Consider the following 16,938-nt stretch of genomic DNA (forward strand, 5'->3'; position numbering starts at 1 on the left):
CCGCGCCCCTTGCCATCCGGCAGCGGCGCGGCGTTTGCGTCAGGGCTTGATATACGCATACCCTTCCTGCCACTGCAAGCGGCTCAACTCGGCCACGCCAGAGGGCACGATGACGGCTTCGGGCAGCACGCGCTGGCGGTCGATGTTGCGTCCTTGCAAGGTATTATTGCAGACGCGAAAGCTCACGCCACGCTTGGCCAGCTCGCGCACCACCACGTCATACGGATTGCCATTCTTGTCGATGGCGCCATCGAGCAGGAAATCGATGCCGGGGCCATGCGCGACGAGCACGATGGTGGCTTTGGGGCTGGCGTCCAGGTGATTGCGGATGTTTTTCAGCGCAGCCGTGGCATTGCTGGCGTCATTGACGTGATACACCACCTTTTCCTCCTTCTGCGCTGCCGTGGCGGCGGTGCAAGCGAGCAAGGAAAGAAGGATGGCGGTGAACCAGCGGCGCAAGATTGTCATGAGATGTCCATTTCAATGTCAGATTAAAAATATTGGCATCATATCAATCCCTGAACAAATACGTAAACGTGCGGCTGACGGGCAGCTTTTCCGTGCTGCCGCGCACCAGCACCTGCATGCGCTCGGCGTCGATGCGTTCGGCCGCTTCGATGGCTTTCACGTTGACCATGGTGCCGCGGTGGATTTGCCAGAACTGTTCCGGGTCGAGGCCGCCCAATAAATCTTTGAGCGGCGTGCGCACCAGCGCTTCCGAGCCGGCCAGCACGACGCGCGTGTACTTGGTGTCGGCCTGGAAGAACAGCACATCGTCGATGTCGATCAAACGGATCTGCTTGCCCACGCTGGCCTTGATCCATTTCAACCTGTCGCGCGGCGCTGCAGGCAAGGCCGCGCGCAGCGACTGCAGTAAATTGGCCATGTCGGCCGGCTGCGCGCCGAGCTTGTCGCGCAGCCGGGTCAGCGCCCGCTGCAAGCGCTCGGCCTGCACGGGTTTGAGCAGGTAATCGACGGCGCCTGCGTCGAACGCATCGACGGCGTACTGGTCGTAGGCCGTGACGAACACCACGTGGGCGCGCTTGCCGATGCGCTCGGCCACTTCCAGGCCCGACAGGCCTGGCATGCGGATGTCGAGAAAAACCACGTCCGGCTCATGCTCGAGGAAACCGTCCCAGGCATCGTTGCCGTTTTCCGCCACCAGCACGACGTGCGCTTCGGGCCAGGCTTGCGCCAGCAGCATTTGCAGGCGTTCGCGCATCAGGGGTTCGTCTTCGGCGATCAGGATGGTGGTATTCATGCGGCAGCTTCTTTCAGGCTTGTTTCAATTTTGATGGGCAGCAATATTTCGGCGATCACGCCGCCCTCTTCGCCATCGCGCAGGGTCAAACTGGCGGACGGATCGGACAGCAACAGCCGGCTGCGCACGTTTTCCAGGCCCAGGCCACCGCCCTGTGCGCTGCCCGTGCCGCTTTCCGGCAAACCCATGCCCGTATCCTGCACGCGCAGGCGCAGCATGCCGTCCACCCACAGCGCCGACAGGCGGATCTCGCCGCCGCGCAACGATGGTTCAATACCGTGCTTGATGGCATTTTCCGCCAGGGTCAGCAAGATCATGCTGGGAATCGTCGCGTGCGCAAACTCGGCCGGCAAGTCCAGCGCATAGCGCAGGCGCGGGCCCATACGCGCCTGCATCACGCGCAAATACGCGGCCACCATGTCAAACTCGCTTTGCAAGGGTACTTGCTCGCTGCGCATCTCCGCCAGGCTGGCGCGCAAGAAGGCGATCAGATCGGCCGTCAATGCTGCGGCCTTGCCGGCGCCTTGCGCTCCCTGCTCGGCCAGCTGTTGCACGGCGCCCAGGGTGTTGAACAGGAAATGCGGCTCGATCTGCGCGCGCAGCAGGCGCAGCTGCGATTCGCTCAGTTCGCGCGCCAGACGGTCGCGCTCGGCATCCTGCTGCAGCTGCACCGTCAGCGCTTCGTACTGCCGGTTGCGCCAGGTGGTCACGATGGCCAACGGCGCCATGTAAAACAGGCAAGCTACGAGCAAGGCCGTGCCGCCTACGCGCAGCAAGCGCTCGAAGGCCATGTCCATGGAACCGGTATCGCTCAAACCGGCCAGCAGCACGCCAACGGCCACCCCGGCTACGCAGGTCGACACGATCAGCAAGAGTTTCTTGAACTTGTTGCGCACGGAACTGCGGTAATTGAACCAGACGCCCACCAGGCCCCACACCAGCGCAAACCCCAGGCCGTTGCTGAAGACCAGGGCCTTGAGCAATTCGAACTTGGCCGGCAGCAGCAAGTGCAGTGCAACGCCGATGGCGCTGAACAACAGCATCAGCTTGCACGCGGCGATGTAAAAACCGGCGCCACGATACTTGAGCAGGAAATCGTGCAACTGCTGGCGCTCGATCGGCGTCAGCTTGACCAGCTTCATGGCGATGTAGCGGCGCATCCGTCCCTGCACCTGCTCCGCCATCTCGGGGTGTTTCAACACCAGCAGCGATTCCTCATCGACGCTGCGGTACCAGTCCGTATATTTTTTTAACACGATGCGTTCTCCGTGGTCTGTGATTCAGGCATGAACGCAGTCTACGGCGCCCCTGTTGCAGGGCATAGCGCGGGGCGACGAAGCACGAAGCGGCAGGCATCAACGACGAAGCGCGGCGCCCGCCTGGCCCTCGCCATCAATATTGCTCAAATCATACGAAGTTTCCAAGATGAAATCAATAATTGCGTAACAATTTTCACTACGGCAAGAATAGCCGTTTTTATTTGCCAAATTGGCCGCAACGCCGCCTGTTGCGGGCCTGTACCGTAGACATCGCTTGATCTTTAATGGTATTGTCTAAGCTTGGCAAATATTGCCTCCGAGATACACGCCGCGTCCCCACTCGGCCCCGTTCCGGATTTGCGCGCAGCGCCCACGATGGCGCCCCAAAACTGCTTTTCCACATACAATCCCATGCTCAAAAAAATGTTCGCCGCGGTGCTGATGACGCTTTCGACAGCGGCCATCGCCGTGCCTTTCGGTTCCCAGTCGATACTGGTGGTCGAAGACGGTACAGGCAAAGTCTTGCTTGAAAAAAATTCCAACGTGGTGGTGCCCATCGCCTCGCTGACCAAACTCATGACAGCCATGGTCGTGCTCGACTCCAAGGCGAATATGCAGGAAGAAATCAGCATCGACCGCGAGGACGTCGATACCTTGAAACACAGCACCTCGCGCGTGCCCGTGGGCGCCAGCCTGAGCCGTCACGACGTGCTGCAACTGGCGCTGATGTCGTCCGACAACCGCGCCGCCGCCTCGCTGGCACGCACCTTCCCCGGCGGCCCGACGGCGTTCGCCGTGGCCGTCAACGCCAAGATCAAGGCCCTGGGCATGCACCAAACCGTGATCGAAGAGCCGACGGGCCTGTCGCCGAACAACCAGTCGACGGCGGCGGACCTCGTCAAGATGGCCGTGGCCGCTTCGCGCTACCCGGAAATCAGCCGCATCACGACGGATTCGAAGGACGTGATCCAGATCAAGGGCCGCGACGTGGAATACCACAACACGAACCGCCTGGTGGGCGCCAAGGGTTGGGACATCGGCCTGTCGAAAACGGGTTACACGAATGAAGCGGGCCGCTGCCTGATCATGCGCATCAAGTCGGCCGGCAAGTTCGCCACGATGATTTTGCTCAACGCGCGCGCCAATTCCGTGCGCGCCATGGACGCCGTCAACATCCGCCGCATGCTGGCGGCCGAGAACGGCATCGAAGAGCCGAAGGTGATGCGCGCCTCGGTCAGCCGGCACAAGAAGGCGCCGGCGAAGCCGTCGAAGCGCCGTCGCGCCAAGTAATTATTTTGCTTGCCGGTTGGTCATGATGACGCCGGCAATCGTCACCGCCCCGCCCACCAGCATCGAGGCGAGCACCGGCTCGCCCAGCAACACCGCCGCCAGCACGATGCCGAACACGGGCACGAGGTTGTTGAACACCGCCGTGCGCGACGGGCCAAGCGCCTTCACGCCCTCGTAATACCAGACAAAGCCGATCACCGTGCCGAACACGCCCAGGTAGCCGATGGCGGCCCACACTTGCCAGCCGAAGCTGTGCCATGGCACGCTTGGGAATTCCACGGCCGCCCCCACCAGCAAAAATGCCAGGCCCCACATCGACGCATACGTGGTGGCGGCAATCGGCGACAAGCCCTTCAGCGCGACCCGGCCGATCAGGGTATAAGCGGCCCAGCTGGAAATGCCGCAGAACATGAACACTTCGCCCATGCCGATGCCGCCGCCCGTGCCGTGCAGCACGCCGGCCAGATCGCCGCGCGTGATGACGATGGCCGTGCCGCAGAACGCCAGCATGATGCCCAGCCACTTGAACGATCCGAGCCGTTCGCGGAACAGCATGGCCGAGGCCAGCGCCGTGACAATGGGGTTCAGCGCGACAAATAAAGCCGTGCGCCCGGCCGGCATGCGCGACAACGCGGCCAGGAAGCACAGGTTGTACAGAAAAATGCCCGTCAGGCCCAGGGCCGCCGTCGTCATCAACTGCTTGCGGTCCAGGCGCGGCAAGCCCCCTTCCAGTTTCCAGGCCAGCACAAGCAGCAGCAGCACGGCCACGCCAAAACGCCCGCTGGCCGCCGTCATGGGCGGCATCTGCTGCGCCAGCACGCGCCCCGCGATAAAGGTACCGCCCCAGAACAGGGCGACGAAAATCAGTTTCAGGTAGACGAGCGGCGATTGCACGGCAGGCAAGGCGGCTGATGGTATGGCGGAAGTACGCATGGAAAGTCCTATGATGTCGCTTGTGCAGCGGGCGCTGCACGTGCGGTATACTTATATATTAATACTAATATCAACTCATGAAATAATGAGCAAATACTCATAGCAAAAAGAAACCACACCATGACCTTCACGCAACTGGAAATTTTTACCTTGGTGGCCGAACTGCACGGCTTTTCCGCCGCCGCCGCGCAGCTGGGCATCAGCCAGTCGGCCGTCTCGCATGCATTAAAAGCGCTGGAAAAGGAGATGGGCGTGGACCTCATCGTGCGCCACCAGGCCTCGGCCGAGCTGACTGACGTGGGCCGCCAGCTGCTCGTGCGCGCGCGCGAAATCCTGGGCTTATCCGAAGCCATGCGCCAGGAAGCGGCCGACGTGCTGGGCCAGCGCCAGGGCACCCTGCGCATCGGCTCATTCGGCCCCACGTCGTCGTTGAATCTGCTGCCGGCCATCACGGCGCAATTCCGCCTGCGCTATCCGGGCATCGACTTGCGCATCGACGAAGGCGCCGACCATGAAGTGGTGCAGTGGATACGCGAACGCAGGGTGGATGTCGGCTTCGTCGTGCTGCCCGACGAACGTTTCGATACGGCGCCGCTGGTGGAAGACCAGATGATGGCGCTGGTGCCGCGCAGCCACCCGCTGTCCAGCGAAACCACCATCACCCTGGCGCAGTTGTGCGAAGGGCCGTTCATCATGTCGGAGGCGGGCTGCGCCTGCCTGATCGAGCCGCTGTTCGCCAACGCGGGGTTGCAGCCGCAGGTACCGTACCGCATCAGCCAGGTGATCACCATCCTCGACATGGTCAGCCGCGGGGACGGCCTGTCCATCGTCGCCGAACTGGCCCTGCCCCAGCGGCTGCGCGAGCAGTATCCGGAGCTGGTCGCCCTGCCCTTGAATCCACCCGTCAGCCGCAAGGTGGGCCTGGCCGTGCGCGACCGGCGCCAGAATACGCCGGCCACCAACGCTTTTTTCGACGTGGCGAAACAGATGGCGCCGACCCTGGCGCCACGGCGCACTTAAAAACTTAAAACGTCTCCCACTCCTCGCTGCGTTCGGGCTTGACGGCGGACGCCGGTGCTGGCCGGCTGGCGATGCGTGGCGCGATGGCGGTGCGCACCACCGGTTTGACAGGCGCCGGCGCCTGCCCTTCATCGAGCTTGAAGACGCCCACCACCTGCGCCAGGGTACTGGCCTGGTCCTGCAAGCTTTCCGCCGCGGCGGCCGCCTCTTCCACCAGGGCCGCGTTCTGCTGCGTCACCTGGTCCATTTGCGCGATGGCCTGGTTCACCTGTTCGATGCCCGAGCTTTGCTCGACGCTGGCGGCCGTGATCTCGCCCATGATGTCGGTGACGCGGCGCACGCTGTCGACGATTTCCTGCATCGTCGCGCCAGCCTCGTCGACGAGACGCGCGCCCGAATCGACCTTGCTCACGGAATCGTCGATCAGCAGCTTGATTTCCTTGGCCGCGCCCGCGGAACGCTGCGCCAGGCTGCGCACTTCCGTCGCCACTACCGCAAACCCCCGTCCCTGCTCGCCCGCGCGCGCCGCTTCCACGGCCGCATTGAGCGCAAGGATATTCGTCTGGAAGGCGATGCCGTCGATGACGCTGATGATGTCGACGATCTTCTTCGACGAATCGTTGATCGAGGCCATGGTATCGACCACCTGCGCCACCACTTGCCCGCCCTTGCTGGCCACGCCCGACGCCGATTGCGCCATCTGGTTCGCCTGGCGCGCATTGTCCGCGTTCTGTTTCACCGTGCTGGTCAGCTCCTCCATCGAGGCGGCCGTTTCTTCCAGCGAGCTCGCTTGCTGTTCCGTGCGCGACGACAGGTCCTGGTTGCCGGCGGCGATTTCCGATGACGATACTTTCACCGATTCGCTGGCCGTGCGGATTTTCACGAGAACGGCGGCGATCTTGTCGATGAAGCGGTTGAAGGCGCCGGCGATCTGCGCCAGTTCATCCACGCCGGAAGCGTCGAGGCGTCGCGTCAGATCGCCTTCGCCCGAGGCGATATCGTCGAGCGCGTCACGCACCAGTTCCAGGCGCTTGAGCATCTTGAACACCAGCAGCGACAGCAGCAGCGCGGCCAGCCCCGTCAGCAGCGCGGCCGTGACGGTGGCCGTCGTCAGCATCGTCTGCAAGGCTTGCATGGCTTCCTGCTGGTCCAGCACCACGGCCAGCAGCCAGTCGGTGCCGGCCACGTGCGTGACGTACAGCTTGCCGTCGCGGCCATTCAGGCGCACGGCCTCGCTCGTGCGCGCGCTTTCCAGGCGGTTGACCTGCGCGGCCGACAGCGCGGCATCGAGTTTCGCCACCGGCTGCAGGCTCAGGTCCTTGTTCGCGTGGGCGATGATGGTGCCGCTCTGGTCGACGAGGAAGGCAAAGCTGTGCGGCGTCGGCTTGATCGCCACCACGTTGGCAATCACCGTATCGAGCAGCACGTCCGCGCCCGCCACGCCCACCAATGCCTGTTTCGGCCCGACAGGCGCCGTGAACGACACCACAAGTTTGTGGCTGGCTGCGTCCACGTACGGCGGCGTGAGCATCGGCACGCCCGCCTTGACCGTGTCCGTGTACCAGGCGCGCGCCGTGGGATCGAAGTCGGCCGGGCGGCCCGGATGGGTAAACACGGAGCGCTTGTCCGCGTAACCGATGAACACTTCCGCAAAATCGCCAGCCTTTTCCGCGATCTGGAAAGCGCGCAGCGGATCGGGCGTCTCGCCCGACATGACGACGGACGCCATGACCTTTTTCTTGCCATCGACCCATTGCGCCAGCACCGCCGACTGGCTTTGCAGCAGCTGCTGCATCTGCTGGTCCGACGACACCAGCATGCTGCTGCGCGTGGTGACGTAATTGGCGACCGACAAGGCCAGCATGGACAGTACGACGATAGCCACGCAAATGAGCACCAGCCGCGTGCGAAGGGAAGACAACATGATGGACTCCTCGTTTCGATTGTAGTGACGAGAAACAGTGCTTTTGCACTACTTTCTCTATGAAAGCATTTTCACACAAAAATCGGAACAATTATCATCAATATTCGGAATACAACACATATATTTCCGTGTAGAAACCTGTCGAACCCTATCAGCCGATCAGCCCTCTCAAGCCGCTGGCCCGCTGCGTGCGGCGCAGAATCGCGTCGAACAGCACGGCCTGCGTGGGCGAGACGAGGGTAAAGAAGTCGCGCGCGCGCGTGATGCCCGTGTAGACCAGTTCGCGCGCCAGCATGGCGCCGCCTTCCTGCGGCAGCACCAGCACCGTGTGCCGGAATTCCGAACCCTGCGATTTATGCACGGTCATGGCGAACGCCGTCTCCACGTGGCGCAAGCGCGTGGCCAGCACGCTGCGCACGTTCTCGCCTTCCAGGAAGTACACGCGCAATGATCCCGGCCGCGCGGGATCGCGCAAGGTCAGTCCGATGTCGCCATTGAACACACCCGTACCGTAATCGTTACGCGTGACCATCACGGGACGGCCCACATACCATTCGCTGCGGCGTATCAGCCCTTCCTTTTCCAGCCGCAGCTCGATGGCCGTGTTCAAGCCCGCCACGCCCCACTCGCCTTCGCGCACGGCGCACAGGATGCGGAACGACTCGAAAGCGTGCAGCACAGCGCGCACCCAGTCGTCATGCTGCGCGTACGCCGCTTCGCCGGCATTGACCAGCGCCAGGTAAGGCTGGTAGCCGCCCGGCGCGTCGGCCCGCCCGCGCAAGGCAAGGCGCAGCACCTCGTTCGGCTGCGCGCTCACGCTCCACGCCAGCTGGCCGCCGCTGTCGCCTGCGAAGCACGCCTTGGCCAGATCGGGCCTGCCGCCATTCACGGCCAAGGCCAGTTCGCCGATCGGACCGCTGAAACGGTGGCTGTGGCGCAGCATCACCGTCTGCTGCGCCAGCGCGCCGGCCGCCCCCGCGAAACCGGGCGGAATGGCCACGCCGCTGGCCGCCTGCGCATACGCGATGGTAGCCGGCGTGTAGCCGCCCGCCTGCGCATCGTGGCACAAGTCGCCGAGCACGGCGCCCGCTTCCACGGACGCCAATTGATCCTTGTCGCCGAGCAGGATCAATATCGCCGTGGGCGGCAAGGCGTCGAGCACGCACGCCATCATCTCCAGGTGCACCATCGACGCTTCATCGACGATCAGCACGTCAACGTCGAGCGGATTGCCCGCGTGGTGGGCAAAGGCGCGCGTATCGGGCCGCGCGCCCAGCAAACTATGCAGGGTGCGCGCCGCGCCCATGCGCCGCGCCAGTTCCAGCAGGGGCAGCGCATCGCCCGCCTTGGCCGCCAAGCCTTCCAGGGCCTTGTCGATCGACTGCTTTAAACGCGCGGCCGCCTTGCCGGTCGGCGCGGCCAGCGCGATGCGCAGCTGCTCCGGCCGCGGCGAGACGGCAAACAGCAAGGTGAGCAAACTGGCCACCGTGTACGTCTTGCCCGTTCCAGGACCGCCCGTGATGATGGCCACCTTGCCGCGCAGGGCGACGGCGCACGCCACCTTTTGCCAGTCCGGGCCACCGTCCTGCGTGGGCTGGTCGAACAGGATGTCGAGCCATTGTCGCACCTGCGCCAGCGGCGGATTCGTCAAATCCTCTGCGCGCGCGGCGATTTTTTCGCCCACCAGGCTTTCATCGCGCCAGTAGCGGCGCAAATACAGGCGGTCGCCATCGAGCACCAGCGGCTGGCGCACATCGGGGGCGCCCACCGTCCACACCTGCGGCGCGCCGGCCAGCAGCGCGCGCCAGCCCTCGACGCTGTCCGGCAACGGACCGGAAACGGCCAGCACCGCATGCCACAGCTCCTCGCTCCAGCCCAGCAGCTGCGACGGTTTGCTGGCCAGCTCAAACAGCATCAAACAGCTGTGCCCCCGCCCTTCCAGCTCGGACAGCACGACGCAGGCCATGGCCACGGCTGACGCATTCGGCGCGCCCTCGTCCAGCGTGCCAATGAAGCGGGCAAAGGCGGCGCTCAGGCGGCGCAGGTGCCCCCCCTCGGCAACGCCGTCGATATGGCTGAACAAGGCATCCATCTGCAGGGTATCCAACTGCGCGTTATGCTGCATGGTGTTCCGTTTCTCCTAAAAGTTGATCGAGGCCGTCCAGCAGTTCCAGCTGCGGCGCCAGCCAGTAGCAGCCATGCGTGTCCGCATTCGCGATGCCGCGCAGGAACAGGAAAATGGCGCCGCCCAGGTGTTCGGCCGGGTCGTAGGCATCGCCCAAACGGCTTTTCAGCAACCGGTGCAGGGCCAGCATGTAGATGGCGCCCTGGATATCGTAGCGGTGCTGCGCCATGCCGGCCGCCAGCGCCTGCGTGTGGTAGGCCGCGTCGTTGGCGCCCAGCGCATTCGACTTGTAGTCGAGCACCCAGTAGCGGCCGTCCCGTTCGATGACCAGGTCGGCAAAACCCTTCAGCATGCCGTGCAGCTGGCGCCGCGGCAGCACGGGACGCGGTGCGCCGTCGAGCAGCAAACGCGTGCACAGCTGGTCGAGCGCCGCCGTGGACAAATGCTCGCTGGGGAACCAAAACTCCATCTCGGACAGGGTGCTGTCCAACTGCGACAGCGACGCATCGAGCAGCGGCAGCGGCGTGATGGCGATTTCCCTGAGCCAGGCGATGGCGTCGTCCTGGCGGTGGCCCCAGCCCGACCGCTCGCAGCGCGCGGCCAGCCGGGTGTCGAAGTTGTCATCGTGGACGCTGTCAAAACCTTCGCTGCCCATCCACTCGAGCTGCTCGTGCAGGAAATTGCCGGGCACGGAGCCGCGCGGAAAACGGTGCCAGGGCGCGTCGCCCATGTGCATCGGCGAGGTCACGGCGACAGCCGTGCCATCTTCCAGCAAGGTTTCTTCCAGCGCCCGCTGCGGCACGTGCGCGGCCGCCACGGCGCCGATCTGGCGCGTCAGCGACGTGAAGCTGCCCACCGACCAGTCGCGCTCGAATTCGCCCGCGAACACGGGCGCGGGCCGCAACTCGGGCCGCCGCTCCACCCGGTCCAGCACCGTGCAGGCGTCGGGCTGCCCCAAGTTGCTGACATAGATGGCGTCGCAGCTGCCCGCCACCTGCTGCCAGCGCAGCAGCAACTGGTCGAACGGCAGCTTGTCGCCGCCCGTCAGCAGGTAGCCGAGCGCAGATTCGTGCAAGGTGTTCTCGCCCGCCTTGCGTGCGGCTTGGGCGGCCACGCCCAGCCACAGGAAGTGGCGCGCCCGCGTCAGGGCCACGTACAGCAGGCGCAAGTCTTCCTCGATGCGCGCTTCTTCCACAAACGCCATGGCCTCGTCGGACAAGGACAGGTCGAGGCGGCGTTCGCCATCTTCGCCCGCATACTCGAAGAAGCTGCGGTTGCGTTTATCCACCTTGCGCGCCGTGACGGCGAACGGCAGGTACACGAGCGGGTATTCGAGCCCCTTGGATTTGTGCACGGTGATGACCTTCACCAGTTCCGCATCGCTTTCCAGGCGCAGCACGCGCTCGTCGCCGTTTTCGCCTTCGCCTGCGATCTGCTCGGCCAGCCAGCGTATCAGCGCCTGCTCGCCATCGAGCTGGCGGCTGGCCGATTGCAGCAGCTCGGCCAGGTGCAGCAGATTCGTCAACCGCCGCTCACCGCCCGTCTGCTGCAGCAGCATGGCGGGCAATTGCAATTCATGGATGAAGCGGCGCAGCATGGCCAGCACGCCCTGGCGCTGCCAGATCAGGTGCAGGGCCTTCAGCTGCTCGATCCTGCGTTCCCATTCCAGTTCATCGCTCGACAGGCGCGCCAGCTCGCCCAGCGACAGGCCGATGGTGCGCGTGGCAAACGCGGCGCGCGCCAGCCCCCCGTCGAGCGGGTTGGCCAGCGCCGCCAGCCAGCGCAGCACGTCTTGCGCTTCCTCGCTGTCGATGACGGAATCCTTGTCGGACAGATAGACGCTGGCGACCCGGCGGCGCGCCAGCGCGCGGCGAATGGCGGCCGCCTCCTTGCGGTCCCGCACGAGGATGGCCACGTCGGCCGGCTGCAAGCGCGTAAAACCATCGGGGCCAGTAAAACCGGCTTGCGGGTCGCCCAGCATGGCGACGATATGTTCGGCGCAGTGCTGTGCGAAATACTCGCGGTAGCTGTCGCCGCGCAAGCCTTCATCGCTGGCGCAGGCGGCCAGCAGGGCTGGCAGCGGGCCGCCGGCGTTTACCAGGTGTTCGGCGCGGCCCTTGGCGTCGACGGCCTCGAACGGCAGCGGATTCTCGCCCAATTTACGGTAGCGGAAGGCGCCGGCCGGCACCTCGTCGCGCTCCGCGTGCAGGAATAGCTGGTTGACGGCCGCCACCAGCGGCGCCGTCGAACGGTAGTTGGTGCCCAGCTGGTAGTGGCGCCCGGTGGTGGCGCGCCGCGCCGCCAGGTAGCTCTGGATGTCGGCGCCGCGAAAACCGTAAATCGACTGCTTCGGGTCGCCGATCAGGAACAGGCCCAGGGCCGGATCGTTGTCGGCAATCCGGTACAGCAGATTGAAAATCTGGTACTGGGCCGGCGCCGTATCCTGGAATTCATCGACCATGGCCAGCGGATACTGGTCGATGATGCGCCGGCGCAGGGCCGCGCCATTCTCGCCGGCCAGCGCGTCGTGCAGGCGCTGCAGCATGTCGGCAAAGCCGAACTGGCGCGACTGGCGTTTTAACTGATCCATGCGCCGCGCGATGGCCGCCGCCGCATGCAGGTGCAGCTTGTGCGCCAGCGGCGTGATACCCGCCAGGGCGATCCCCAGTGCCTCCGTATGCTCGAAGCACTCGGGCACCTGGGCCGTGAAACTCTTGGCAAACGCATCCTCGATGCCGAACGGTGTCAGGCGTTCCCACGCCTTGGCCGTGATGGCCGGCAGCAGCAACAGCGGGTCTTGCGCCCATTTACGCAAGCCGTCGAACCACTTCGCCAGGTTCTCCGGCTTCATCTTGACGCCGTTGAAACACTTGGGATTGGCGGCGCGGTGGTCGTTGATCCACATCGCCATCTGGTCCACGCGCTCGACCCAGCCCGCCTTCAGGATGGCCAGCTGCGCGGCCAGCGCCCGCTGTTCGCGCGCGATCAGCGCCGACAACGGCTCTTCGCCCGCCATGCGCATGATGTCCGCGCGGCGCGCTAGCTCGCGCGCGCCTTTCTTCAGCGCGCCGACGTCGGGCCAGCAGGCCAGCAGCACGTCGAGCGCCTGCGGCGGCAAGGGATAGACTTGCTGGCGCCAGTAATCGTGGGCCGCATCCTCGAACAGGGCTTGCTCGTCGCTGACCAGTTCCTCGTCGAACAGGCTGCCGCTGTCGAACGCATGCTCGCGCAGCATGCGCTGGCACCAGGCGTCGATGGTGAAAATGGCCGCTTCATCCATCGTCTCGGCGGCCAGCATCAGCCGGTGCGCGGCCTTTTGCCGTTCGCTCTCGCCAGGGTAGGACTCGAGCAAGGCATCGAGAAACGGGTCGCTGCCGCCGGATTCGTGGCGGAAATAAGCAGCGGCCTCGATCAGGCGCTCGCGCACGCGGTTCGACAATTCGCGCGTGGCGGCGCGGGTAAATGTCATCACGAGGATGTCGGCCGGCAGCAGCGGACGCGTAAAGCGGCTGTCGTCGTCGCCATGCCCCAGCACGAGACGCACGTACAGGGCGGCGATGGTCCAGGTCTTGCCGGTGCCGGCCGACGCTTCGATCAGGCGCGAGCCGTGCAGCGGGAACACCAGGGGATTGAGCAGATGGCTCGTCATTGTTCTTCTCCCGCGCCTTCATCGGGCGCGCTGATCGGGTCGATCGTGATGTGCTGTTGCAGCCAGTCGGCCAGCGGACCATACAGCTCGCGCGTGCAGTCTTCCCACGCTTCCTCCGCCGCCAGCGCGGAAAACTCGGGCCACAGGCGGGCCAAACACAGTTCCGCGCGCTCGCCAGTCATGTCAAAACCGCCATCGTAGACGGCGCGCGGGTCGCCCTGCTGCACCAGCGCCAGGCCCGTCTTGCACGCCGTGGGCAGCGGATGGTTCATGCCTTCGCGCCACAGCGCCAGCAAGGTGGCGAGTGCGTCGCGCGACGTGGCCGGATCGAGCGGCGCCATGCTGACGATGGCGTCGCGCGCCACCAGGTAACCGGTAACGGGAAAACCGAGGGCCGCGGCGGCCAGCTGGCGCAGCCACATCAGCATCAGCTTGTCGCCGCGCGCCAGGCCGCTCTTGCCCGTCACTTTCGAGGAAATCTGCATCAGCCAGGCCGTTTCCTGCCCGTTGCTGCACAATTTGTCGAGCCAGTCGTCGATCTGCACTTCGCCAAACGGCAAGTTGATGGCGCGCTTGTCGGCCGCGTACGGGAACGAGGCGCGCAAGGACAGCCATGCGCTGCGCACGGGCACCAGCGCCTCGACCAGCTGCGCCTGCACTTGCCGGCCGATCAGGCCGATGGGCAGCACGCCTTCGCGCGCCAGCTTTTCCGCGCGCGCTTCCAGGCTGGCGCGCACGTCGTCCAAGGCTTCCACGGCGCCGCCGTCGTCCAGCATGGTGTCTTCCAGCAGATAGCGCTCGAGCGCATTCAGGCCGAACGGTTCTTCATCCTCGCCCAGCATGGCCGCATCGGCGAAATGGACGCTCAAGCGGCGGCGGAAAAAGTATTTGACGGGCTGGCGCAAGAAGCTGGCCAGCTCGCCCAGTTTCAAGCGCGTGCCGGGATCGAGTTCGTAGGGACCCAGCGCCAGTTCCTCGGCCTGCACCTGCGCATCGGCATGCGCGACGCGCCATTCGCGCGCGTAGGTCAGCAAGCCATCGGCCTCGAAATAGCGGCGGCTGAAGGGCTGCAGCGCGTGCTCGGTGGTCAGCGAGACCAGGTGCCGGTCCAGCGACCAGCCGGCGGCCAGGTAGTCGCGCAACTGCGACACGAGCACGGAAGGCGGCTGCTCGGAATTGTCGCGCACATTGCGCCCCACCCAGCTCACGTACAGTTTGTCGCGCGCGGCCAGCAAGGCTTCGAGCATCAGGTAGCGGTCATCGTCGCGGCGCGAGCGGTCGCCCGGGCGCGCCATGCCGGGCAGCGCCAGCAAATCGAAATCGGCCTTTTGCGCGCGGCGCGGGAAGTCGCCATCGTTCATGCCCAGCAGGCATACGACGCGGAACGGCACGGCGCGCATCGGCATCAGGGTGCAAAACGTCACGCCGCCTGAGACGAATTGATGGTTCAGGGTCGGCTCGTCCAGCGCGCCCAGCCACGCCACGCGCAGCACGGACAGCGGCACCGACTCGACAAAGCCAGCATGCTCGCAGGTTTCCAGCCAGCCCTGCAAGGCGCCTTCCAGCTGCGCCAGGGTCAGGCGGTCGCCCTCGTCGTCGGCGTCAAAGAAGGCGGCCAGCAGCGCGCGCGCCTGCACGCCCCACTCGGCTGGCGTGCGCGCGCCGGCCAGCACGGTGCGCCAGTGCAGCAGCGCCTCGACCAGCTGCGCCAGCGAGCCCGCCAGCGCCGCATCGAGGCCGCCCACTTCGGCATACGGTTCGATGCCGCCAAAGCTGGCGCCACTGCCGCTGGCATAGCCTAGCAGCATGCGCCGCACGCCGAAGATCCACGCATTCTGTTCGCCGGCCGCGCCCAGCCCCAGGCCGCTGCGGTGATGCTGGTCCAGGCCCCAGCGCACGCCCGCCCCTTCGATCCAGGCGCCCAGGGTGACCAGGTCGTCCGGCTGCAGGCCGAAGCGGGTGGCCAGCGCCGGCACGTCGAGCAGGTCGCGTACTTCGCTCTGGCGGCAGCGCTGCTGCGGCAGCTGCAGCAGCCACTCGAGCGCCACGAGCAGCGGGTTCACGCTGCGGTCCTTCACATCGCCGATCTCGAACGGGATGAAACGCTCGTCGTTGCGCCGGTACTGGCCGAAGACAGCGTGGATGGCGGCCGTAAACGTGTCGATGTCGGGCACCATCACCACCACGTCGCGCGGACGCAAGAGCGTCTCGGCGCTATGCGCGAACATGGCCAGCAGCTGGTCGTGCAGCACTTCCACTTCGCGCTGCACGCTGTGCGCCACGTGAAATTCGATCGAGCGGTCGCCGGCGTCGGGCGGTATTTGCTCGTGCTCGGCCAGCGGACGCAGTTCGCGGATGGCCACCTGCACCTGCTGCAGCAGAGTCTCGCCCGTTTCCTCGCCAAACAGGTCGATGCGCAGGCTGTCGTCGCGCCCCTCGGCTTGCGCGTGTTCGTCGAATTCGTCAAGCATGCGGATGAAATCGCGCCCTTGCCTGCCCCAGCTGGCCAGCAGCGGGTGGCTGTGCGCATGCAGTTCCTCGAGCGGAATCCCGGCCAGGTCGGTGCCGTTGCGCTGGCGCTGGCGCTTGTTTTCCGCGCGCAGCAAGTCGCGCCCGTCGATGATGTCGCCCCAGTAGAACTGGCACGGGTTGGGTACGGCCAGCACCACCTGCGTGTGGCGCGCCAGCGAGGCCAGCGCCTGCAAGGTCTGGTACGGCAAGGCCGATACGCCAAACAGCACGACCCTGCGCGGCAGCTTGCCTACCGGCGCGGCACCGGCGGCGATCGCCGCCAGAAAGGCGTCGTGGATGTCGGCGCGGCCCGTATCGCGTTCGAACTCCTCGACGTCGGCCGCCACGGCGCGCCACAACTGCGCCTGCCAGCGCTGGTCGTCCTTCAAGGCGATGGATTCACCGCGCGCCGTGCGCAACTGGTCGCGCCCCGCCGTCCAATCGGCCAGCCAGTCGGCGCGGTAGACCTGGTACTGGTCGAACAGGTCGGCCAGGCGCTCGGCCAGCTGCAGCCGGCGTTCGCAATCGCCATCGGCCAGGAAATAGCGCAGCGGCGCGAACACGGGGTCGGCCAGCAGCGACGGCAACAGGCGCATCAAACGCCACGTCAGCGGGGATTTATCGAATGGCGACACGCGCGGGACTCTGTCGCGCCCCAGCATGCCCCGGTAGCTTTCCCACAGCAGGCGCGCCGGCAGCGCGATGCGCGTGGCGGCGCACACGCCCATTTCCTCGGCCAGGGCGATCTTCAGCCATTCGGCCACGCCGTTCGACTGCACCAGGAAGATGTCCGTTTCCAGCGGCGCCAGCGGATGCTGGCGCAGCCACTGGAAGACGGCGGCGCGCAGCTGTTCCAGCTGGTTGCCGTGCAGGATGAGGAGGCCGGGCGTGACGGGTGTATGCATGCTGATCCGATGGGTTGCCGCGCCTCCGGCCCGGTGGCCGGAGACGTCAAACGCCTATTAT

General features: G+C 65.5%; 10 protein-coding genes. 2 read left to right on the plus strand and 8 right to left on the minus strand.

Annotated elements, in window-relative coordinates:
* Positions 1-39: 39 nt before the first annotated feature.
* Genes ACQ4WO_RS09355 through ACQ4WO_RS09365 form a run of 3 tightly spaced genes read right to left on the minus strand, consistent with a single transcriptional unit; the run spans position 40 to position 2,517 of the window.
* On the minus strand, positions 40-468 hold the full coding sequence (locus ACQ4WO_RS09355) for a DsrE family protein (protein WP_436481144.1): 429 nt from the start codon (positions 466-468) through the stop codon (positions 40-42).
* 43 nt (positions 469-511) lie between these two features.
* Positions 512-1,261, minus strand: a complete 750-nt coding sequence (locus ACQ4WO_RS09360) for a LytR/AlgR family response regulator transcription factor (RefSeq protein WP_436481145.1) — start codon at positions 1,259-1,261, stop codon at positions 512-514.
* A complete protein-coding gene (locus tag ACQ4WO_RS09365) occupies positions 1,258-2,517 on the minus strand; it encodes a sensor histidine kinase (RefSeq protein WP_436481146.1) in 1,260 nt (419 codons plus the stop codon). The genes ACQ4WO_RS09360 and ACQ4WO_RS09365 overlap by 4 nt, the downstream gene beginning before the upstream one ends.
* Positions 2,518-2,931: 414 nt before the next feature.
* Here ACQ4WO_RS09365 and ACQ4WO_RS09370 point away from each other — a divergent pair, with 414 nt between their 5' ends.
* Complete coding sequence (locus tag ACQ4WO_RS09370; protein WP_436481147.1) at positions 2,932-3,810, plus strand: serine hydrolase; 879 nt, start codon at positions 2,932-2,934, stop codon at positions 3,808-3,810.
* Here the strand turns inward: ACQ4WO_RS09370 and ACQ4WO_RS09375 are convergent, their stop codons facing one another.
* Positions 3,811-4,743, minus strand: a complete 933-nt coding sequence (locus ACQ4WO_RS09375; protein ID WP_436481148.1) for a DMT family transporter — start codon at positions 4,741-4,743, stop codon at positions 3,811-3,813.
* A 120-nt stretch (positions 4,744-4,863) separates the two neighbouring features.
* Between ACQ4WO_RS09375 and ACQ4WO_RS09380 the strand changes: the two genes are divergently transcribed.
* The gene (locus tag ACQ4WO_RS09380; protein ID WP_436481149.1) at positions 4,864-5,763 is read left to right on the plus strand and encodes a LysR family transcriptional regulator; all 900 of its coding nucleotides are present in this window, start codon (positions 4,864-4,866) and stop codon (positions 5,761-5,763) included.
* A 4-nt stretch (positions 5,764-5,767) separates the two neighbouring features.
* On the opposite strand, the gene ACQ4WO_RS09385 is transcribed toward ACQ4WO_RS09380, so the two are convergent.
* The 4 genes from ACQ4WO_RS09385 to recC form a co-directional block, all read right to left on the minus strand.
* Positions 5,768-7,687, minus strand: coding sequence for a methyl-accepting chemotaxis protein (locus ACQ4WO_RS09385; RefSeq protein ID WP_436481150.1), 1,920 nt, complete (start codon positions 7,685-7,687; stop codon positions 5,768-5,770).
* 151 nt (positions 7,688-7,838) lie between these two features.
* Positions 7,839-9,812 (minus strand): exodeoxyribonuclease V subunit alpha, encoded by a 1,974-nt coding sequence (recD, locus tag ACQ4WO_RS09390; RefSeq protein ID WP_436481151.1) that lies wholly within the window; start codon positions 9,810-9,812, stop codon positions 7,839-7,841.
* Complete coding sequence (recB, locus tag ACQ4WO_RS09395) at positions 9,802-13,461, minus strand: exodeoxyribonuclease V subunit beta (RefSeq protein ID WP_436481152.1); 3,660 nt, start codon at positions 13,459-13,461, stop codon at positions 9,802-9,804. The genes recD and recB overlap by 11 nt, the downstream gene beginning before the upstream one ends.
* Positions 13,458-16,877, minus strand: coding sequence for an exodeoxyribonuclease V subunit gamma (gene recC, locus ACQ4WO_RS09400; protein ID WP_436481153.1), 3,420 nt, complete (start codon positions 16,875-16,877; stop codon positions 13,458-13,460). Before recC ends, recB begins: the two co-directional genes overlap by 4 nt.
* Positions 16,878-16,938: the final 61 nt, after the last annotated feature.

Origin of the sequence: Janthinobacterium aestuarii, assembly GCF_051380835.1 — a bacterium.
In the GTDB taxonomy this organism is placed as follows: Bacteria; Pseudomonadota; Gammaproteobacteria; order Burkholderiales; family Burkholderiaceae_D; genus Janthinobacterium; species Janthinobacterium aestuarii.